General features: G+C 37.0%; 17 protein-coding genes. 4 read left to right on the plus strand and 13 right to left on the minus strand.

The window, feature by feature from the left end; all coding sequences use genetic code 11:
- Window positions 1–6: 6 nt before the first annotated feature.
- The 3 genes from secF to secD are packed head-to-tail and all read right to left on the minus strand — an operon-like array spanning window position 7 to window position 4,656.
- Window positions 7–1,038 (minus strand): protein translocase subunit SecF, encoded by a 1,032-nt coding sequence (secF, locus tag LS64_RS09300; RefSeq protein ID WP_034571063.1) that lies wholly within the window; start codon window positions 1,036–1,038, stop codon window positions 7–9.
- 45 nt (window positions 1,039–1,083) lie between these two features.
- Window positions 1,084–2,352, minus strand: a complete 1,269-nt coding sequence (locus LS64_RS09305) for an adenine-specific methyltransferase EcoRI family protein (protein ID WP_034571060.1) — start codon at window positions 2,350–2,352, stop codon at window positions 1,084–1,086.
- Window positions 2,353–2,391: 39 nt separating this feature from the next.
- A complete protein-coding gene (secD, locus tag LS64_RS09310; protein ID WP_237416281.1) occupies window positions 2,392–4,656 on the minus strand; it encodes a protein translocase subunit SecD in 2,265 nt (754 codons plus the stop codon).
- A 192-nt stretch (window positions 4,657–4,848) separates the two neighbouring features.
- Between secD and LS64_RS09315 the strand changes: the two genes are divergently transcribed.
- Entirely contained in the window at window positions 4,849–5,604 is a 756-nt protein-coding gene (locus LS64_RS09315; protein WP_034573502.1) for a TSUP family transporter, read from the plus strand.
- A 47-nt stretch (window positions 5,605–5,651) separates the two neighbouring features.
- Here the strand turns inward: LS64_RS09315 and LS64_RS09320 are convergent, their stop codons facing one another.
- Together LS64_RS09320 and LS64_RS09325 are read right to left on the minus strand one after the other, a co-directional pair.
- Window positions 5,652–6,938, minus strand: a complete 1,287-nt coding sequence (locus tag LS64_RS09320; RefSeq protein WP_034573499.1) for an O-acetylhomoserine aminocarboxypropyltransferase/cysteine synthase family protein — start codon at window positions 6,936–6,938, stop codon at window positions 5,652–5,654.
- Between the two features lie 228 nt (window positions 6,939–7,166).
- The gene (locus tag LS64_RS09325; protein ID WP_034575003.1) at window positions 7,167–7,847 is read right to left on the minus strand and encodes a F0F1 ATP synthase subunit A; all 681 of its coding nucleotides are present in this window, start codon (window positions 7,845–7,847) and stop codon (window positions 7,167–7,169) included.
- A gap of 175 nt (window positions 7,848–8,022) precedes the next feature.
- Between LS64_RS09325 and LS64_RS09330 the strand changes: the two genes are divergently transcribed.
- Window positions 8,023–9,003 carry a hypothetical protein gene (locus LS64_RS09330; RefSeq protein ID WP_202391521.1) on the plus strand — a complete coding sequence of 327 codons (981 nt, stop codon included), beginning with the start codon at window positions 8,023–8,025 and terminating at the stop codon, window positions 9,001–9,003.
- A gap of 3 nt (window positions 9,004–9,006) precedes the next feature.
- Here LS64_RS09330 and LS64_RS09335 read toward each other — a convergent pair whose 3' ends face one another.
- The 6 genes from LS64_RS09335 to ispG all read right to left on the minus strand — a co-directional run bounded on the left by LS64_RS09335 (window position 9,007) and on the right by ispG (window position 17,511).
- On the minus strand, window positions 9,007–10,965 hold the full coding sequence (locus tag LS64_RS09335) for an SH3 domain-containing protein (RefSeq protein ID WP_237416280.1): 1,959 nt from the start codon (window positions 10,963–10,965) through the stop codon (window positions 9,007–9,009).
- 2 nt (window positions 10,966–10,967) lie between these two features.
- Window positions 10,968–11,333: a Spx/MgsR family RNA polymerase-binding regulatory protein gene (locus LS64_RS09340; protein WP_052062652.1), complete on the minus strand. Its 366-nt coding sequence runs from the start codon at window positions 11,331–11,333 to the stop codon at window positions 10,968–10,970.
- A gap of 38 nt (window positions 11,334–11,371) precedes the next feature.
- Complete coding sequence (locus LS64_RS09345) at window positions 11,372–12,094, minus strand: RsmE family RNA methyltransferase (RefSeq protein WP_034573310.1); 723 nt, start codon at window positions 12,092–12,094, stop codon at window positions 11,372–11,374.
- 8 nt (window positions 12,095–12,102) lie between these two features.
- Complete coding sequence (gyrA, locus tag LS64_RS09350; RefSeq protein ID WP_034573309.1) at window positions 12,103–14,595, minus strand: DNA gyrase subunit A; 2,493 nt, start codon at window positions 14,593–14,595, stop codon at window positions 12,103–12,105.
- A gap of 78 nt (window positions 14,596–14,673) precedes the next feature.
- The gene (locus LS64_RS13685; protein WP_034573307.1) at window positions 14,674–16,404 is read right to left on the minus strand and encodes an NTP transferase domain-containing protein; all 1,731 of its coding nucleotides are present in this window, start codon (window positions 16,402–16,404) and stop codon (window positions 14,674–14,676) included.
- A gap of 21 nt (window positions 16,405–16,425) precedes the next feature.
- Entirely contained in the window at window positions 16,426–17,511 is a 1,086-nt protein-coding gene (ispG, locus tag LS64_RS09360) for a flavodoxin-dependent (E)-4-hydroxy-3-methylbut-2-enyl-diphosphate synthase (RefSeq protein ID WP_034573305.1), read from the minus strand.
- Between the two features lie 231 nt (window positions 17,512–17,742).
- Between ispG and LS64_RS09365 the strand changes: the two genes are divergently transcribed.
- Both LS64_RS09365 and LS64_RS09370 read left to right on the plus strand, forming a co-directional pair.
- Window positions 17,743–18,909, plus strand: coding sequence for a NifS family cysteine desulfurase (locus tag LS64_RS09365; protein ID WP_034573304.1), 1,167 nt, complete (start codon window positions 17,743–17,745; stop codon window positions 18,907–18,909).
- Window positions 18,910–19,315: 406 nt separating this feature from the next.
- Entirely contained in the window at window positions 19,316–19,855 is a 540-nt protein-coding gene (locus tag LS64_RS09370) for an outer membrane beta-barrel protein (RefSeq protein ID WP_161976974.1), read from the plus strand.
- 126 nt (window positions 19,856–19,981) lie between these two features.
- On the opposite strand, the gene LS64_RS09375 is transcribed toward LS64_RS09370, so the two are convergent.
- Together LS64_RS09375 and LS64_RS09380 are read right to left on the minus strand one after the other, a co-directional pair.
- Window positions 19,982–21,076, minus strand: coding sequence for a Gfo/Idh/MocA family oxidoreductase (locus LS64_RS09375; RefSeq protein ID WP_034573299.1), 1,095 nt, complete (start codon window positions 21,074–21,076; stop codon window positions 19,982–19,984).
- Window positions 21,077–22,279 (minus strand): class I SAM-dependent methyltransferase, encoded by a 1,203-nt coding sequence (locus LS64_RS09380; RefSeq protein ID WP_034573298.1) that lies wholly within the window; start codon window positions 22,277–22,279, stop codon window positions 21,077–21,079.
- Window positions 22,280–22,324: the final 45 nt, after the last annotated feature.

Consider the following 22,324-nt stretch of genomic DNA (forward strand, 5'->3'; position numbering starts at 1 on the left):
TAGAATCTACACTCTGCCGCCCTCGTATAGTTGGCGTTGGCGGCGTCTCTCCTCTACCTTTTTAGCTTTGGCGACTTCTTTTGCATAGTATTTTTCGATTGAGAAACCTAGCAAAATGGCGAGTTTTGGCGCGACAAACATTGAGCTATAAGTCCCAAAAACAACGCCCACCAAAAGTGGCAGTGAAAAGCCGATAATGTTGTGACCGCCAAAAATATAAAGCGTCAAAACCGCAAAAAACATCGTTAGAGACGTTAAAAGCGTTCGCGGCAAAGTATTTGAAATCGCCTCATTTATCACCTCTTCAATACTCATTTTTTTGCCCTCTAGCATCTTTTCGCGGATTCTATCAAAAATGATAATCGTATCATTGATTGAATAGCCAAGAAGTGCGAGCAGCGCGGCAATCACCTCTAAATTCAAATCGATTTTAAACACAATCACACTCGCCGCCGTGATAATAATATCATGCACGAGCGTAATGATACTCGCAAGGGCGAAACGCCACTCATAGCGAAAGCTCACATAAATCATCATAGCAATAGTAGCTAAAATAAGCGAAATAACGGCACTTCGCGCCAGCTCATCGCCCACTTTCGCACTTATGCTATCAAGTTTGCGGATTTCAAAATGTCCGCTAGAATCTAGCGTGCTATGCAAGGCATTTTCGATTTGCTCGTTTGTCACGCCCTCTTGATATGGAATCTTTATTAGAATCTCATCGCCAAAATTGCTAACTTGCGCGTTTGTGAAAATGGCGTTTGTGCTAAGAAGTGTGCGAATTTGCTCCAAAGATGGCTGTGAATTTATAGAATCTTGCGAGTTAGATTCCATATTTTGCGTATTTGTAACGCCGCTTTTAGCATCACCTACATACTGAATCTGCGCCGCGCTCCCCCCTGCAAAGTCAATGCCAAGATTAAACCCCACGCCAAAGAAAAGATAAAACGCCCCGATAGTAAGCAGCACCGAGAGAGCTAAGCCCCACTTACTCCAGCCGACAAAATCATAAATTTTACTTTTTTTAAAAATTTCCATAGTTTTCCTTTTTAGATTCTATATTTTACACGACAAATCTTGATTTTAGACCTTTTGTATCAACACCCTTGTAAATTTTTTCTTTTCTTCGATATATGGCAAATATCGTGTAAGCCCAACCATTTCATACCCACACTCTAACACACCATTTAGAATCTGCCTAGCTGATACCGCAAAAGGCAAATCATAATCATTTGGTATATAATTATTATCCACTAATAAAGTCCCACTATCATCAAATTTCTTATACACATCTGGAATCTCATTTAATGGAACAATTTTTAAACGTTTTATAGCAGGGCGATTTTTAATAGGAAAATTTGTAAAAAAATGCCCTGAAGCTTCTACTAACTGCCTTTTTGGATTAAGATACCAATCTACGCTAGTATATCCAGCCCACGCCTTTTTCTTAGCAAAATATGGGATAAAAGCGGGGGTTACGCAATTTGTAATATTTGAAATAATGATAAATTTTTTCTTACTTTTGATTAAAATATCCCAAAATTCTATGGCACGAGAAAAGGGCGGATTAGTGCAAACGATGTCGGCTTCCTCATTTAAGATTCTAAGCGATTCTCTTTCTTCAAAGCCACCTGTATATCGTAGCGGAAAATCTACTATTTCCTTTACTCCTTCTTTTGTAAAAACATAGCCTTTTACACCTGCGTTAAATAAATCTACTTTGCTACCATAATGCGTGCAAATTAGCTTTTTTATTCCTAAAGTAAAGAAATTTTTTAAAAAATACAAAGCAAATGCGGAAGTATCAGCATAATCACGCCTTTCACCTACAGCATCATCGCAGTTGCAAAATACACATTTATCTTTCCATATTTTTGTAGGATAATTTGCCATTTCCCTTTCTACATCTTCTAGGCGTGTGTAAAATTCATCATATTTTACTTTCTTTGCCTTGTTTATAATATTGATTCTATCTATGCCACGTTCACTCATACTAGGCGTTGTTACAGCCTTTATATTTTTGTTGCTTTTTGATTTCTTTAGGCTAACTTTGCATTTATAATTTGGATGTGCTTGTATAAAATCCACATAAGAATCAAATAAAGTTGGGTTATAAAAATAAATCTCCCTTTTGCTTACCTCTCGCAAATGTGAAAAATTATTCTTTATATCTTGCTCTATTTGTCGCATATCGCTTACTTCGCAAGTGAAAAGATATTCATAAGTATTCTCCGCTGAAGTGCCTGTCATTGCGTTATATTCTTTCAAGCGGCGTTCTAAATCATTTGTAATGCCGATTTTACACTTGCTAATTTCAAGGCTAGATTGCACGATATAAAGATATTCTTTCATTTTTTGCCTTAAGAAAATTTATTGTTTAGAATCTAGATTCTAAGCCTTAGATTTTTTTGCGACCTTAGAATCTTTCGCATTTAACGTATTAGAATCTATTTTAATACCAAACCAAAAGTTTAGATTTTTACTCTTTGCGATTTTATCTCCTAAGGCGATGTAGATTCCATGTGTGCCGATAATCGCGGTAATGATTGACGCTAAAATGCCTATGCCTGTGGTAACTGCAAAGCCTTTAATCACGCCTGTGCCATAAATATAAAGCAGCACGGAAGCAATGAGCGATGTGATATTCGCATCAAATATCGCGCGAGACGCGTTTGCATAGCCCACCTGCAAGGCTTTCACCACGCCTAAGCCTTGTTTCAGTGCCTCCCGCACCCGCTCGTTTATAATGATATTCGCATCCACCGCCATACCGATGACTAGCACGATACCAGCCATCCCGGGCAGGGTCAATGTCGCGTGGAATAACGCCATAATAGCGATTATCAAAAAGATATTGACAATTAGCGCCGCAGCAGCCAAAACCCCAGCAAATGCGTAATACAAAATCATAAATCCAGCCACAAGCACAAGCGCGGCAATTAAGGCTAGAAAAGATGCGTGTATAGAATCTGCGCCAAGGCTAGGTCCAACACTTCGCTTTTCAATGACTTTCACAGGGGCAAGTAATGCGCCACTTTTTAAAGTATTTGCAAAATCTACCGCGCCTTTGTAGTCAAAATTCCCCGTTATGATTCCATTTCCACCGCCGATACGAGTGTTGATTGATGGGGCAGAGACGATTTTAGAATCAAGCACAATCGCAAGACGTTTGCCGATATTGCGACCCGTAAAGTCGCCAAAAATCTCCGCACCTTTAGAATCTAGCTTAAACCCAACAGCCGTTTGCCCCTTATCATCAGTCGTGGCAAAAGCGTCAGTCACGCTACTACCATCAAGGATAGGCACAGCTTTGATAGGCAGTTTGTAGCTTTCATTGTCAATAAAAGGCAGCAGCACATCGCCGCTACTAGCAGCCATAATATCAGTGATTTCCTCGCTACCCATGCGGCGCGCTAGGTCCTCATCGACTGCCATAAACTCTAGCTTTGCATTCTGCGAAATAAGCTTAATAACGCGGTCTTGCTCCTCTTTGGTATTCGTGCCTGGCATCTCAACGCGGATTTGGCTTAAGCCCTCTTTTACGACATTTGGCTCTGTCAAACCAAAGGTGTCAAGGCGTTTGCGAATGATAAAAACGGCTTGGTCAATCGCGCCTTTTATCACATTTCGCTTTTCAATATCGCTTAAATTTAGCGTGTATGCGTTATCGCTTTTTGAAATTTCAAGTCCGCGAATTTGCTCTAGAATCTTATTTAGCTTATCATTTTGGGAATTATCAAGTAGGCTAAATGATATTGTCTCACCATTAAGCCGCAGTTTGTTAATAAAAATGTGCTGTTTATCCGTCTTATATTTTATCTCGCTAATGATGTTACTTAGCTGATTTTTCACCGCTTCATTAGAATCTACGTCAAGCAATAAACTCAAACCGCCTTGCAAATCAAGTCCTAAGGTAATCTTTGGCATTTTATCTAGGAAGCTTGGCTCTTTTGGGGGGTTTGTGGTGGTGCTAGATTCTATGGCTGTGGAATCTATTGCGGATTTTTTAAGGCTCTCTTTGGTGGATTCTATGGCTGTGGATTCTATTGCGGATTTTTTAAGGCTCTCTTTGGTGGATTCTGTGGTTTCTTTGGATTCTATTTGCGTGGCGGATTCTATTGTTGTAGAATCTGTGGCGTTTTCTTTGGTGTTTGTTGTAGCGGAATCTGCTTTGGAATCTGTGGCTATGGAATCTTTGGTGCTTTCTTTGGTGCTTTCTATCGCTTTGGAATCTGTGCTAGATTCTATATTTTGTGCTGAATCTTGTTGCGTGTTAGATTCTATATTTTGTTTAGAATCTACATCTCTCCCCATCTCTTGTGTGGTTTTAGATTCTATATTTTGCGTGCCTTGCGTAGTGCTAGATTCTAAGGCGGTTTCTCTCTCTTCTTTATCTTTTGAATCTTGAGAGATTATGGGTTGGGTATTTTCTTTAGAATCTTTTTTAGATTCTATACTAGCTTTTATTTTAGAATCTATGTTACTTTCCGCCCCTTGCGTAGTTTTAGATTCTATATTTTGCTCGATTTTAGAATCTTGAATAAATGAAGGAATACTAAAAACAACGCCAAAAATCAAGGCAACAATAAGCACAAAAAGCCGATAATTAAATGGCTTCTTCGCCCTACTATTCACGCCCAACCTTTGCTTTGCCATACCTTATTCCCTTAAATTTATAGAATCTAAAAAATAGATTCTATAAAAACTTTTAGGATTATTTATTTAATTTGCAGAAATTTTGTAATAAAATTTATATTAAGTTATGTATATAAAATATATGGAACTAAGAATACACATATTGTAATGATTTTATTTACTACTTGACTTTTCCACCCTAAAATTACACGCATGGATTTAACTTTAGATATTTACTTGATTTTATTTTGCACTGCGTTCGTGGCAGGCTTTGTTGATAGTATCGCTGGTGGGGGCGGCATTATTACCATTCCTGCGTTGTTTCTGGCTGGTATTCCGCCGCATATCGCACTTGGGACAAACAAACTGCAAGGCACTTTTGGCAGTTTTAGCGCGAGCCTGCATTTTTATCGCATGGGCGTTTTGGATTTGAGGGCAAATGCGCCTTTTATCGTCTGTGTCTTTGCTTTAGCGGCATGTGGGACGCTGCTTATCAATGTTTTTGATAGCACGATTTTGGCGAAATTTATCCCATTTTTGCTGATAATTTTTGCGATTTATTTCCTATTTTCGCCCAAAATTAAGGAGCAAGATTCTAAAACTCGCATTCCAAACGCCCTTCTAGCCGCTATTCTTGGCATTATTGGCTTTTATGATGGCTTTTTTGGTCCAGGGACTGGCTCATTTTTGATGGCAGCGCTCATTTTGCTTGGCGGATTTGGCGTGACGCAAAGCCTTGCGCGTGCGAAGATTCTAAACTTTACTTCAAATATTGCCTCGCTTTTGATTTTTAGCATTTTTGGGAATATTTTGTGGATTTTAGGGCTTGTAATGGGTGTGGGGCAGTTTATCGGTGCGTATTTTGGCGCGAAACTCGCAAGCAAACACGGCATAAAAATCATAAAGCCACTCATTGTGATAATGTCGATTGCAATTAGTGCGCGACTGCTTTATAGGGAATATTTTTAGAATGTTAATATTTTTACCAAAACTTTTACAAAGACTTTAATCCATATCTAAATAGTGCGTTCTAAGTCCTTGATTAAGTCGCTAGGAGATTCTAAGCCGATGCTAAGGCGAACGGTGCTAGGCGTGATACCTGCGCTATCCATTTCAGCCTTGCTAAGCTGGGAGTGCGTGGTGGAGTATGGATGGATGATTAGCGACTTGCTATCACCGATATTTGCGGTAATTGAGAAAAGCTCCGTGTTATTGCAGATTTTTTGTGCCGCTTCAAAGCTCTCCGCTTCAAAGCTAAGAAGCCCGCTAGCACGCGAATTTGCAAAATATTTTTTTAGAAGTTTATTATATGGATTGCTTTTTAAGCCCGGGTAGAACACAGATTTTATTTTTTTATTAGATTCTAAAAATTTCGCAATTTCTAAGGCTGAGTCGCTGTGTTGCTTTATCCTAAGCTCCAAAGTCTCTAAGCCTTGAATAAGCAGCCACGCATTAAATGGCGAAATGCTAGCCCCGATATTTCGCAGCCACTCGGTAATTAGGCGGATTCCATAGCTTGGCAGCTCGCCTAGCTCGGCATACACAATGCCATGATAGCTTTCATCTGGCGTGTTAAAGGCTGGATAACGCTTATTGCCGCGTATTAGCTCATTTAAGCCCTTCCGCTCGATAATGCCACCGCCCATAGCGCTGCCCTGCCCATTGACATATTTTGTAAGCGAATGCACGCTAATATCCACGCCAAAATCAAAAGGCTTGTGCAAAAATGGCGTAGCCACCGTGTTATCACAAATGCTTATAATGCCGTGTTTTTTAGCGATTTTTGTGATGGCACTCGTATCAGCGATTGCAATTTGTGGATTTGATAAACTTTCAAAAAATATAGCTTTTGTCTTTTTATCTATCACTTTTTCTAAGCTTGAAATATTATCAATATCAAAAACCCTAGCTTCTATCCCAAATCGCTTTAGCGTGTGCGCAAAAAGCACCTGCGTGCCACCATAAATCTTATTTGAATACACGATATTATCCCCAGCCTCCGCTAGATTGACTATTGCGTAAAAAATCGCTGCTGCCCCAGTGGCTGCAAGGACTGCAAAGCCGCCGCCCTCAACTTCTGCCAAACGCGTTTGCAAGACTGCTACGGTAGGATTTCCCACGCGCGAGTAGATATTGCCTAGCTCTTTTAGGGCGAAGCGATTTGCCGCTACATCAAGATTCTCAAAATTATATGCCGAGCTTTGATAAATAGGCACGCTAAGCGTTCGTTGCGAGTCGTAATTATATCCAGCGTGCAGTGCAAGTGTATTTTGCGTAAAGTTAGAATGTTTTAAATTCGCCATTTTAGCTCCTTTTAAAAAATGAAATTATTTTAGATAAAAAGTTTATAATACATAACCCTTTAACTTTTAAAATTATAGTTTATAATTATACAATAAATGTAAATGTCGTGTAAAAAAATGTTTGTGTTGAGTGTAAAACACTAATAGTACATTATATATTTTGCGAAAATAAGGAGAGAAGATTTATCGTCTTATATGGTCTTAAAAGTATTTAAGGTAATCAATAAATCAATGCTCATCATCCAAAACAACGGCGCTGCCGATATACACATAAGTTAGAATCATAAATACAAATGCCTGTAAAATCGCCATAAACATTAAGATTCCAAAAGGCAAAAGCGGCACAACCCAAGGGGCAAGATACAGCATCACAAGCAAGAACATATCATCCCCACGAATATTCCCAAACAAACGAAATGAGAGCGAAATAATGCGCGAAAAATGCGAAATAATCTCAATAGGGAAAAGCAGCGGCGATAGAATCTTAATAGGACCAGCAAAATGCCCAAAATACTTCGCAAAGCCATTCGCACGAATGCCCTCAAAATGATAATAGCAAAACACCACAAGTGCCAGCACAATCGTAAAACTAATGCTAGCAGTCGGCGCCTCAAAGCCTGGAATCATACCGATAACATTGCAGTAAAACACCAGCACACCGATACTTCCAGCTAGTGGAAAATACTTTCGCGCTAGCTTATCACCAAGCGAATCACGCCCGATAAAAAGCATCCCACCGATAATCCACTCATAAAAATTCTGCAAACCAGTCGGCACAGCCTGCAGTTTCCGCACCGCAAACATACTAATACCAACCGCGATTAACGCACACACAATCGTGTAAAACGCGGTAATAAAGTTATGGTCAGTGCTAATCAGCCCCGCAAATGTAAAGAGTCTCGCTTCCATATCCATCGTGCATCCTTTAGTCCTTTTTGGAATCTAAAAACTTTATACTATCATAAAAAATCTTAAAATTAGCTTTAAAATTAATAATAATGTAAAATATTAGATAAAATGTTGCAAAAAGTTATATTTTTAATTATTTTTGAATAATTTTTCCAAAGTTACAAAAGGTTACAAAATGTCAAATTTTATAATATTTTATATTTTTAGTTATAGATTCTATAATTTTTATGTAGCATTTTTAAAATGTATAGAATCTAAACATTTTTTTTTAGTGAAATTGTTAAGCTTAAAGCAAGATTTTTTAAAGCGTCTTTTATGGTTTCTTTCAGGGAGAAAAAAAGTTATAGAATCTAGAATATTTTTAGCAAAAAAATTACTGATAGAATCTAAAAAGATAAATTCTAATAATATTATAGAATCTAGAATTTTAAGGAGTAAAAAATTACAGCTAAAAGTCCCAAAAGATTCTAAAAAACTTATAGAATCTAGAATTTTAAAGCTTAAAAAATTACTTTACATTTTCATATTTTTAACACTAATTTTACAGAATCTACAAGCCAAAAACTACGGCGGAAACTACGACTGGCGTATGATAGGCGGCGGTCCTTTGCAGCTTGTCTCCTTTCATATCGGCTTAGATTCGAGCATTACGCACAATGGTAGCACAGGGTATAGTATCGGCGCGAGTGTTGGGTGGAACTATTTTTCGGCATTTTACAATGTGCTTGATAATGTCGAGCATACCTTTGATGTGGGCTTTCGCGTGAAGTATATGTTTAATCATAGCGCGTTTGAGACGCATCTTGTAGGTTTTGAGACTTATTTGCATTTTCCTTGTGCGACAAGCGATAGCTTTCTTAATTTTCCGCAGCCTGTTTCGCTAATTGTCGGTGGTGGCGCGATTTTTCCTTATAAAGATTCTAAAAGTAGCCCAAATACCGAGCTTTTAGCCCAGCAAAATGCGTTAAATGGCTATTATTTCGAGTTTGGAATCGGGCTTGCGAAATATTTTATTGTGAATGTAAATTTGCTTTATCGCGTTAGTTTTTTTAATGAAGATTCTATAAAAGCTATGAATAATCTAACTTTTAGCCCACAAAACTTCAATTTGCAACCCATCGAACACAGCTTCCATATCGAATTCGCCATATTTTAGTTCCTAATACTCCACCCTAACATTACTCAAATCAATGCGTGTGATAGAATCTGCATAAATGTTTGTAATGCCCTGCACGCGCGAGATTATCGAGTTTTTTATCGGCGTGTTGCTCGTAAAATCACCGCCGATATGAAGCGTAGTAATTTTCACGCCACCTAGTTGTATTTTTTCTTTTTTATTATTTATCACAGGATTTACACCCCACGCGCTGTGTGCGACTATCGCGCGATTTGCCCCGCTAATATTTGTATAGCCGATGTAGAGCATAATGTGCCCTTTAAGCCAAATAATGCTGCCAAAAGGCACGCCATTTGCGATAATGTAGCTTTCTTTCTCACTATCGCTCATTTTTGATAAATCCACAAACGCGCCCTTGTATTTTGCCTGCGCAGCGGAGTTTCGCGGTAAAAACACGCCAAAGCTACCAAAGCTATCACGCGTAAAGCTGCTACAATCACGATTGCCAAAAATGCCGCCCCAGCCATACTTCTGCCCTATCATCATATTGATTAAATGCGACATTTTATCCGCGCTAAATTGCATAGGAAAATCCGCAAATTGATAGCTATCAAAGTCAATTTCCCTAATTTGCGCGAAATTATCCTCGCCCTTATAAAAAGTTATAAGGCGATTTGAGCGGCGATTATAAGGGATAATCTGCCCTATCCTAGCATCTTGCACCCACTGATTATTGTAAAAAAGCGGGACATAATCAAGCTTTGCGACCTTGTAATCCTCAAATTTCAAAATCTTGCTACGCATTGAATTATCGACCAGCGCGACATTTCGCACATCTATAAAGCCATAAACAAAGGGCGCTTGAACGTGCGCAAACCGCCCATCGCGGCTAAAATGCGTAATCATCACAGGCGTCCCCTCGAAAATAAAGCTATTTTGCCACCTATCAAATGGAAAATCATCCTTGCTTTTGTATCGCGGCTTATGCGTTGGGACAGCACGCACAAAGCCCGCCTGCGTGATGATTCCAGTCTTTGGGGCTTTTAAAAACGCACTCAAATTCATATTTTCAACAATATATGAAAACTCCTCTAAATTATTAGGTAGCAAATTCTCGCCAACGCCAAGCAAACGCGTGATTTTAGCCTCCAAATCGGCAATTTTTTTATTGTGATTTTGCAGTAATTTTTGATAATTTTTCGCATTTTTCTTAGGCGGTTTTTTCTTTAGCTCTTGCAGCTCAGTGTTGTAAGTTAGGGCATTTTGCAGGCTTGGCAGGATGTAGAAAATATCATTTTTATTCGTATTAACCTTGCTAATGTCCCAGACTTCGTAGAATTTTGTTAGATACTGCTCTTTTGTAAGCGTGTTAAATTGTGCTTGTTGTGCGGGGTCGATTTTATTGTCAATGGCAGACTTGCTCGCGGTCGTGTTTAGGATATTTGGGTTTAGGTTGCTTTTTTGACTTTGCGTTGGGAGTTTTGTATTTGTCGTGTTTTGGCTAAGGGGGCTTTGGATTTGTTTTGTGTTTTGCGTTGTTTGCGTTGTTTTTGTTGCGTTTTGGCTTTTGGTGTTAAAATTTGTATTTTGCGTGTTTTGGTTTTTAGTGTTAAAATCGGCGTTTTGAGTATTTTGGCTTGGCTTTTTTGCTTCGTAATAATCAAAATTATTTAGGCTATTTTGCTTTGCGTTTGCGTTGTTTGCATTTCCGCCAAAACTTTGCGAATTATCTTGCTTTTGTTTTGGTGTAATTACGCCTTGTGAATTTATAACACTCCCATGTATAATATCATCTGCATTTACTAACATTATATTAGAAAAAATTAGGAAATATATAATATATAGAATCTTTTTAGTGTTAGATTCTATAACTTTTTTAAATATTTTATAGAATCTAGATTCTATATTTCCTAAATTTTTAGAATCTAAACTCCAAGATTCCATAACTTTTATAGAATCTAACTTCCAAAATTTATAATATTTCCAAAATTTTTCAAACATATCTACGCCTTAAGTTTTTCCATTTCATTTAGCCCTATAAAAACAGATTCTATAGAATCTAAATTGCAATCTTTGCTAAATTTCACAATCAAAGGACGTTTAATTAATGCTGGATTACTCGCGATAATTTCCGCATTAACGCCACTTAAATCGCCAAATAAACCAAAATCTTTAAGCTTTCTAAAAGTTGTCCCTTTTGTATTTACAACAGATTCTATACTTCTTAAATTTATAATTTTTTCTACAAATTCTTTTGAAATTACGCATTTTTTAAAATCCACAAATTCATACTTTATCCCCAAATTATCCAAAAATACAAATGCCTTTTTCATACTATTACAATTTTTGATTCCATAAATTTTAATCATAAAACAACCTTTAAGAAAACCGCAATTTTACCATAAATTTAACATTTAGACAAAACAAGACTAGCGATATAAATACTTGCTAAGTGCGTGGTTAAAATATTATTAGTGTTGAGTTTATAGGTATTATTTTTTTTTAATTTTTCCCTTTCAGCATTAGAAAAGCCGCCCTCAGGTCCTATTATGATTCCATTATTTGCTATATTTTGTAGTTCTAAATTATCTAAAGATTCTATATTTTTATTAGTATTTTTAGAATCTATAAAGTCAATCACACTAGCATTTTTATAACTTTTAAATACGCAATCTAGATTCTCAAAAATATTTATTTTCATTAAATCAGTTCGCCCACATTGCATACATGAAAAAGTTATGATTTTCATAGCTTTTTGCGTATTAAATACACGATTTTTTTGTGAAAAATCGGCGTAAAAAAGGTTTAAAGACTTCGTATTTAACGCGTTTAAAAAGGGCAAAATTTCATAAATATCTTTTAAATCAATAATTGCTAAAATTAGATTTAAATCTTTAGAATCTTTAGAATCTTTTTGCGAATTAGATTCTATAGAATCTTGCGTATTAGATTCTAAAATAAAACTTTGTTTTTTATGAAATTTGTAAAAATATAACTTTTTATCTATTAAATTTCTAACTTTTAGAATTTCTTTGGTGTTGAATCTTCTAACGCGAAATAAATAATGATAACTTTCAGAATCTAAAATAATCTCATTTTCCCCAGCATTTTGATGATAAAAAAACTGCATTTAAAGCCCTATTCAAGTAGTCCGCCATTTTCATTCTCACCCAAATCTTCCTCTTTATTACACACGCTAGCAAAGGCGACTTTGTCGTTAGAATCACTAGAGCTAGATTCTAAGTTTATGATTTTTACGCCGCTTGCATTTCGCCCTGTTTCGCGGATTGATTCCAAAGGAGTGCGTATCATTTTGCCAGAAGTTGTTAGCACCATTAAGTCCATATTAGAATCATTTACGCTTAAGATTGTGATTAGTTTGCCTGTTTTTTCGGTTAGTTTCATAGCGATAACGCCCACGCCGCCGCGATTTGTGATTCTATATTCTGCCGCTGTGGTTTGTTTGCCGATTCCTAGCTCACTAATTGTTAGCAATTTATCATTGTCCCCTTTGATAGCCGAAGCCGAGACCACATAATCATCTTTCACCTTAAACTTAATGCCGATTACACCGCGCGCCACACGTCCTATATCTCGTATAGAATCTGCCTTAAAGCGAATGCACTGCCCCTCACGCGTAGCGATAAATAGCTCACTTACATTAGAATCTATAATACTAGCGGATATTAGCTCGTCATTTTCATCAAGGTTAATTGCGCGCACACCATTATTTCGCACATTTTTATACTCGCTTAAATTCGTTCTTTTGACGATACCATTTTTGGTAAAAAAGACTAGCGATTTATCATCGTTAAAATCATGCGTTGTGATTGTCGTCATTATCTTTTCGCCCTCTTGCAGGTTGATTAGATTCACTACCGCTTTACCGATAGCGGTGCGACCGGTTTCTGGTATGCGATAGACCTTTAGCCAGTAGAGCTGACCGCGATTAGTGATAAACATAATCGTATCGTGCGTATTTGCCACGAAAAAAGATTCTATAAAATCATCATCGTGTGTATTTCCGCTAATCTTGCCCTTGCCGCCGCGATTTTGCTTTTCATAAGTTTTTAGTAGGACGCGTTTTACATAGCCACGATGGCTCATCGTTACGACTACTTCCTCATTTGGTATTAAGTCCTCAATGTCGATTGCATCGTAATTCTCTTCAATTTGCGTAAGTCTTGGCGTAGAAAATATCGTTTTAACTTCGGCTAATTCTTCTTTTATCACAGCATTTAGTTTATCCTCGTATTTCAAAATAGATTCTAAGTTAGCAATAAATGGGAGCAACTCTTGATATTCCTTTTCAATCTTTTCTATTTCTAGCCCGGTTAGTCGTTGCAAACGCATATTTAGGATGGCTTGGGCTTGGATTTCACTTAGATTATATTTACTCATTAGCCCTGCTTTTGCCTCATCGCCATCTTTGCTCGCTTTAATTAGATTTACTATATCATCGATATTTTCTAAGGCGATTCGATAGCCTTCAAGTATATGCAGCCTAGCCCTTGCCTCGCTTAAATCAAACACGGTTCTACGAATAACAATAGTCTTTCTATGCGATATAAAAATATCCAAAAGTTCAATTAATGTAAAGATTTTTGGCTCACTATTATTTATCGCAAGAAGTATGATTCCAAAGGTTTGCTCCATAGCAGATGATTTATAAAGATTATTTAGCACGACTTCATTCATTGCCTCACGTTTAAGTTCAATCACGATTCGCATACCATCTTTATCGCTCTCATCTCTTATATCGCTAATGCCATCAATGATTTTATTTTTCGCCAAAGTATCAATCTGCTCGATTAACCGCGCCTTATTTACCTGATATGGAATCTCATCTACGACTATAATCTCTTTTGTTTTAGTCTGCTCGATATGCACTTTAGCGCGCACTTTAATTCTACCGCGACCGCTTTTGTATGCCTCTACAATGCCCTGCTTTCCATAAATAATGCCGCCTGTGGGAAAGTCAGGTCCTTGTATAAAGTTTAGAATCTCGTTTAACTCACAATTTGGATTATCAATTCTATGTAAAAGTGCGTCAATCACTTCATCGATTCTATGTGGGGGAATGGATGTTGCCATACCTACCGCGATACCACTTGAGCCATTTACCAAAAGGTTAGGAATCCTTGTAGGCAGGACACTAGGCTCTTGCTCACTCTCATCATAGTTTGGGATAAAATCAATCGTTTCTTTCTTAATATCACGCAACATCTCTTCACTAGCTCTAGTCATTCTAGCTTCAGTATAACGCATAGCAGCGGCTTTATCACCATCTACAGAGCCAAAGTTACCCTGTCCATCGACTAACATCAAACGCATTGAAAAGTCTTGCGCCATCCGCACTAACGCGTCATACACCGCAGTATCGCCGTGTGGGTGATATTTACCTATAACGTCCCCAACGATACGCGCACTTTTTTTATATTTCGCGGTGTGAGCTAGGTGCAGATTATCCATTGCATACAAGATTCTACGATGCACAGGCTTTAAGCCATCACGCGCATTCGGCAGTGCCCGTCCCACAATCACGCTCATAGAATAATCCAAATAGCTCTCTTTTATAGAATCATCAATCCTTACTTCTTTAACAATCGTATTATCCAACAAATCCGCCATATAACTTTTCTCCTTTTACATTAAAACGTAAAATTATAGCTAAAAGTTGTGTAGAGTCTTAAAGATGGCAAGTGGAATCTACTTTTTAAAAAACCTAAAAAATCCATTTTTTATATTTTTCTGCTCCACGCGGCTTATCGCTAGCGAGCCACTTTCAATATCACGCGTAATCGTGCTACCAGCCGCAATTAGCACGCTATCACCCACATTCACAGGTGCGATAAGCTGCGTGTCACTGCCGATAAAAACGTCACGCCCGATAATTGTTTTATGCTTTTTCACACCATCATAGTTGCAAGTGATAGTCCCAGCGCCCACATTGCTCCCAGCACCTATTTCGCAGTCGCCAAGATAGCTCAAATGCCCCGCTTTCACGCCATCCAAAATCGCATTTTTGCACTCCACAAAGTTGCCGATATGCGTATTTTTTATCGTGCAGTTTGGGCGTATATGCGCGTTTGGACCGACATCGCTTTTTTTTATTTTGCTATTTTCTACGCTACTATTTTCCTTTATCACGCTAGATTCTATCACGCTAGAAATAACCACCGCATTTGCCCTAATTTCGCTATTTTCTATCACACTTTGACCACAGATTCTAACGCCATTTTGCAACACACACTCGCCCCGAAACTCCACCATAGAATCTAGATAAATAGTAGCTGGAATGTCCATAATCACGCCATTTTCCATTGCTTTTTGCCGCAGTCTATTTAGCATTATATCTTGTGCCTTTGCTAAGTGTGCTTTGGTATTTACGCCTTGAAGTGTGTTCTCATTTAAGATATGAGTTTTTATGGTTAAAAAGTTAGGATTTTTAGAGCTTTTTTTACAAGATTGCGTGCGATTTTTAGAATCTAAACTAGAACTTTTTAACGCTAAAGTTATAATATCTGTAAGGTAAAATTCGCCCTGTTTGTTATTATTTTCTAACTTAGGCAGATTAGATTCTAAAATATGTTTTTTAAAGCAGTAAATCCCGCCATTTACTTCGTTTATTTTTTTTTCTTCATCATTGCAGTCTTTTTCTTCGATAATGCCGATTATTTTTTCATCAATAGGTCGGTGGGTGGGCGATAGGTCTTTAGATTCTATAAAATCATTAGAATCTACTCTTTTATTTTTATTAAAATCTTGGTTTTTAGATTCTATGTTGTGTTTAGAATCTTGCATTTTAGATTCTATAAACTCGCGATTTTCACGCACTATTCTCCCATAACCACTAGGATTTTGCGTTATGAAAGTAGCGATATTTATATCCGCATTATTGTCAATCAAAGGCTTTAAATCACCTGTGCAAACCAAAGGCGTATCGCCACTTAGAATTAGAATCTTTTCACCCTTTAGATTCAGTAATTGTTTAGAATCTTGCATTAAAGCCCCGCCAGTGCCGGGATATTTTTCATGCAATTGCGTATGAAAAGTTATAGAATCTAGAACTTTTTTAGAATTTTCTTGCGACTTAGAATCCAAATTAGATTCTAAATTTCCTAACTTCTTAGAATCTTTTTTACTATTTTTTTCATTAGATTTTCTTAGAATCTTAGAATCTTGCAACCCAGATTCTATATTTTTAAAGCCATCTTGCGACTTAGAATCTAAGCATTTTTGAGAATACACACTTTTTATATGCTCCATCACGCGCTCTTTTTGATTAAAAAGCACAATATGAATATCGCTACTAAGCTCTAGCGAAGTATCTATCACATATTCAATCATCGCTTTTCCACAAATTTTATGCAACACTTTGGGCGTATTTGACTTCATTCGTGTGCCAAACCCCGCCGCCAAAATCACAATTGAAAGCATATTTTTCCTTTTATAGAATCTTCACACATCAAGGGCGCGTTCCTTTGCCATTTTTTCTACTTCTAGCACGAATTTTTCCACGATTTTATCCTCATCTACTTTGGCTAAAACTTTGCCTTCTTTGATAATATGTCCTATTTTATTACCAAAAGCAATGGCAATATCCGCGTGTTTTGCCTCGCCCAAAGCATTTACAGCACAGCCCATAACGCTAACGGTTAGCGACGTCTTAATGTGTGCTAGGCTTTTCTCCACCTCTTTTATCGCAGAAACTAAATCGGCTTGAATGCGCCCACAAGTAGGGCAACTCACAATCGTAATGCCCTCCTTTTGCCGCCCGCTATAACGCAGTATCGATTTTGCTAGCTTTATCTCCTCTTCCAACTCGCCCGTGATAGAGCATCTCATCGTATCGCCGATGCCTTGCATAAGCAGATTTCCTAACGCAATCGAGCTTTTTATCATACTATGATAGAGCGTCCCAGCCTCCGTTACGCCCAAATGAAAGGGATAAGCAACAAGCGGACGCAGCCCCTGATACGCCTCAATCGTGCGTGGGGCGTCACTCGCCTTAAGCGAAATCTTAATGTCGGTAAAGTCGAAATCCTCAAGCAGTTTGACATTATACAACGCAGATTCTATCATACCCTTTGGCGTGGCGCCGTATTTGGTCTCAAACTCCTTTTCAAGACTGCCGCCATTGACGCCGATACGAATGGGAATCTTGCGTTCCTTACAGGCTTTCACGACCTCTTTAATCTTGTCCTTGCTACCGATATTGCCCGGATTTATGCGAATGCAATCGACATATTTTGCCGCAATCAGTGCGAGTTTATATTTAAAGTGAATGTCCGCTACAAGCGGCAAAGTTGTTTTTTCTTTTAGAATCTTTAAGGCGTGGGCGTCCTCTTCGGTCAAAACCGCAAGTCGCACGATGTCAGCCCCCGCAAGCTGCAATCTATCAAGCTGCTCTTTTGTCGCTTCGATATTATGCGTCTTGCTAAAAGTCATACTTTGCACAGAGATAGGCGCATCGCCGCCCACAGCGACATTTCCTACGAAAATTTGCTTAGTTTTCCACCGCGGCTTTATGATATTGCTTTGCATTTTAGTCCTTTTGGATTCTATAAATTTGGTATTTTACACTTAAAATTTAGAATCTTTTGTAATTTTATAATTTAGATTCTAAAAATTACATACAAAATATAGAATCTTTTATCATTTTCACTCAATTTTAATGTGTAAAAAATTTACCTATTAATTTTGTTTTATTATAATTACGCTTTTTATGAAAAAAGACTAAAATTTCATAAAAATTACAAAACCAAAGGAAGAAAAATGAAGCGAATTTACCTTGACAATAATGCCACGACTATGCTTGACCCAAGCATCCTGCCGCTTATGGAGCCTTATTTTTGCGAGAAATATGGTAATCCAAATAGCCTGCATAAATTTGGCACAGAGACCCATCCAGCCATCCAGGACGCGCTTGAAAAGCTATATAGCGGCATAAATGCAAATGAGAATGATGATATAATAATCACAGGTTGTGCGACTGAATCTAATAACTGGGTGCTAAAAGGCGTGTATTTTGATGAGATTGTGCGTAAGGGCAAAAAGCACATTATTACCACAGAGGTCGAGCATCCCGCTGTGGGCGCGACTTGTAGCTTTTTAGAATCTTTGGGCGTGGAAGTGACAAGGCTGCCGATAAACTCGCAAGGCACGATAAGTGCGCAGCAGGTAAAAGACGCAATTCGCGATGATACCGCACTTGTAAGCGTTATGTGGGCGAATAATGAAACAGGGCTAATTTTCCCTATCCATGAAATCGGTGCGATTTGTCGTGAACGTGGCGTGCTTTTCCACACGGACGCGGTGCAGGCTATCGGCAAGATTCCTGTGGATGTGATGGCGGCTGGGGTTGATTTCCTTAGCTTTTCGGCGCATAAGTTTCACGGACCAAAGGGTATCGGTGCGTTGTATATTCGTAAAGGCGTGGAGCTAACGCCGCTTTTGCATGGCGGAGAGCATATGCGTGGCAGACGAAGTGGGACGCTAAATGTGCCTTATATCGTGGCGATGGGCGAAGCGATGCGTTTGGCGAATGAATTTTTGGACTTTGAGTTAAGCATTGTAAAGAAAATGCGCGACTTTTTAGAGGATAAACTGCTAGAAATCCCGGATGTTTTTGTCGTAGGCACAAGGGAAAATCGCGTGCCAAACACAACTTTGATAAGTGTGCGTGGCATTGAGGGCGAGGCTATGTTGTGGGATTTGAATAAAGCTGGAATTGCGGCAAGTACGGGCAGTGCGTGTGCTAGCGAGGACTTGGAGGCAAATCCTGTAATGGTCGCAATCGGCGCGGATAAAGAGCTAGCACACACCGCGATTAGAATTTCCCTTAGCCGCTTTACCACGCAACAAGAAATCGAGCATACAATCGAAGTCTTCAAAAAAGCCGTAAAACGTCTGCGTAACATTTCTAGCTCGTATGATGCGTAGATTCTATAGAATCTAGATTCTGTAAGTTTTTCGCACTTTGTTACTAAAAGTTATTTTAATTATATAAACCTGAAATTTTTATAAAATTTACTTGACAAACTTTTTTTTTTTTTTTGTATAATCCTAATAATTTTACTTAAAAAAAGGACATAATATGGTAAATAGCGTAAGAAAGTTAGTAGTAAATAGTGTAGTGGCATTTGGACTTAGTGCTATTATAATGCCAAATGTGGCTTTGGCATTTGATGAGTTTAGTTCTACTCCGTATAGATATGAGTATGGTGGTGTTCCTAGTACAAGCTATAAACAAAAAGGTTCTTTTATAGCTGGTCTTAAAGTAGGTGCAGATATTAGTTATTTTAGACCAAGGAGTGCTTCTATTACATTTAATGGACCTTATGGTCCAATGGCTACATTGAACTATAGTGATGCAGGTAATATAATTAGTCTTGGTTTTGCTGCTGGACTTGAAGTAGGCTATCAACACCCTATCACAGACAATATGGGATTTAGATATTATTTAGACTATTTTTATAGTAGAACATCTGCTAGTAAGACTATGAGTGTACAAGGAAATAATGCTGATGTCAATATTGATATTAACTCGCACATGGCATTTGCTAACATAGATTATTACTACAATTTTACTGATAATTTTGCTTTTTCAATTGGTTTAGGTTTAGGCTATCATACTATGAGACCATATCTTAGTGCAAATGTTACAGGGACAGATGGTGTTTCAAGGACAAATAATTTTAATGATAAATACGGCGGTAGCTTTGCTTTGCCTATCAACATAGGCTTTAGCTATGACTTTTTATCATCTCATAGACTAACATTGAGTGCTAAGATTCCAACATTATTCTTAGAGTATAACTCTGCACAGTTAGGATATATAGATATTCGGTCGTTTATCGTATCTGTTGGGCATTCATTAGTATTTTAATTGCCGTTGATATAGCGACTTTGTTGTATTCACACTCTTAGAATAGATTGTGAAAGTCTCATGCGATTCTCTCTTAAATTAAGATGTGTTTTACGCATCTATCCCTTAGGTTTAACAATTTTAATTTTAGATGTTTATAGATTGTATGTTTTGCCATAAAGTTGTGGTTTTTTTATACCATTTGTAGTATGGGGGGTTTGGGGCGGTTATTGAGATTATGTGTTGTTTTAGTAAGGGGATGCGAGAGTCTGTGAAGTTTGGGGAAGATTCAAAGGGGGAGCTAGATTGATAGAGTAAGATGCTGTTTTCATTTGAAAGATTAAAATGATTGTCACAAACCTTAAGATTATTACTAGAAAGATTAGGATTATCACTAGACACTTTAAACTTAAGACTACTAGAGAAATTATCGCTAGAATTATTAAAGTTTTTGCCATATTTAAGATTGTCACTAGAAATGCTAAGGCTATTAGCCAAAATGCTAGAACTATCACTAGAAACACTAAAATTATCACTAGAAATGCTGAAAATTTCGGTGTTTGCGTTGCTATCAATGTGGATTTTTAGCAAAATGTTTTCTTTTATAAAGCTAGACTGCAAACATTCATCGTTTTTAAAAAAAACTTTATTGAGTTTAAAGTCAAAAAGGGCAATTAAAGCGATAACATGAATAGCAAAAAAATTTAAAACGCCGCCGCCATTTTTAGAATCTTTTTTCCATGAATTAATATTATGCTTAAAATGATGAGCCTTGAAAGTCCATAAAATACGCACTTCTCGCCCTTTTTTTTCAGCAAGATTATTAGAATCTAGCAAAGATTCTAAGATTTTAAACCATTTGCAATAAATAAAAATATATGCAATTCGCACATTTATATTTTTATTTTCAAATAGAATCTTTTGCAATTTTATAGAATCTTGTGGCGTGCTTGCAAGTGGCTTTTCTAAAAAGAAGTTTTTTATATTTTTGTATGTTAAAATACTTGGTATTAATTCTGCTTGGCTTTGTGGATTTTTAGCAATGATTATAGAATCTATATTAGAAAATATAGAATCTAAATTATCTAAAAACTCTACTTTTTCTAAATATTTTTTTAAATCACTTCTAGATTCTATAACTTTTCTTGCTTTTAAAGGTAGCAAGATTTTGTAAGTATCAATAATGCTTGGCAAATAGCCATAAAGCCCAAAACCGCTACCTAAGATTCCAAATGTTTGCACTTAAAAATCCTTATCCAAAATATCTATAATTTTATCAATTTTTATGTTGTGAATTTTCGCATTAGATTCTAAATACTGCCTTATTTCGCCACTTATATGCCACGCTAGATTAAGCACTATGTCGTGATTTTGCGTAAATAAAAGCTCATCGCTAAGGATAGGAATTTTTGTGCTAGGAGCATAGAATCCTATTTTTTTAGAATCTTTTTTCTCATAAATGCCACTTAAATGATTTTCATTTAGATTTAGCATTTTTAATAGGATTGCCGCGCGTCCCGGGAAGGCTTTGGCATGGAGTTTTCCAAACTTTTTAATAAGATTAAAAATCTCTTGCCCCTTTTTTTCTTGCCAAATTTTTATGCGATTATTCATATTTTTAAATTCATTTAAGAAATTTTGCTCTTTTAATTTAATAGATTCTATAGAATCTTTGGCTTTTTCTCCTAAAAAGATTCTAATATTACCGCCGTAACGTTGCGGAAATTCAACCTTTGTTATTTTTTTATTTAGCTTTTTCGCAATAAATTCAAAACTACTAAGGCTATAAGTGCGTGGGTGTTCGTGGTAAAATGTATCAAATTGCAGCGAGTTTAAAATCGAGCCTAAATAATGATTTTCTATCACTATGATAGTTTCATTATTTATAATTTTATTTAAAGAATATAACAAATTATCTAAGTTTTCAATATGTGCAAAAACATTTGTAAAAGTGATAAAATCAAACTTTTCACCCTTTAGAATCTCTGCTATATCGCTATCAAAATATGTATTAAAAATCTTGTGTTTAGCATTCGCATCAAGAGCGGCAAATGTCGGCTCAACGCCAAAAGTTATCGCACCAAAATCGCTAAAAATATCAAGCAGAGAGCCGTCATTACAGCCTATATCAAGCACTTTTTTATTTTTTAAATCGCCAAAAGTTTCGGCTACACTAGCGACTAAATTTTTCATTCCATTTAAGACATCATTTGTCTGTTTGCTCCTATAATGATACTCTTTTGGGAATAGAATCTGTTTTTGTATTTGATATTTTTGATGCGCACTTTTGCAAGATTCACAATATAAAATAGTAATAGGATATTCCTTGCAAACTTCGCTGCTACCGACTTTTTTCAAATCATCACAAAGGGGATGATTGCCTAAATTTAGCACTTCGATTAAATTTGTACTGCCACATATTTCACATTTTTTTATTTCTAGCATACTTGCTCCTTTTGAACTTGATAAAATTGAAAGTTAGAAAATTTA

It is taken from the genome of Helicobacter saguini (genome assembly GCF_000762875.2).
GTDB classification, from domain to species: domain Bacteria; phylum Campylobacterota; class Campylobacteria; order Campylobacterales; family Helicobacteraceae; genus Helicobacter_A; species Helicobacter_A saguini.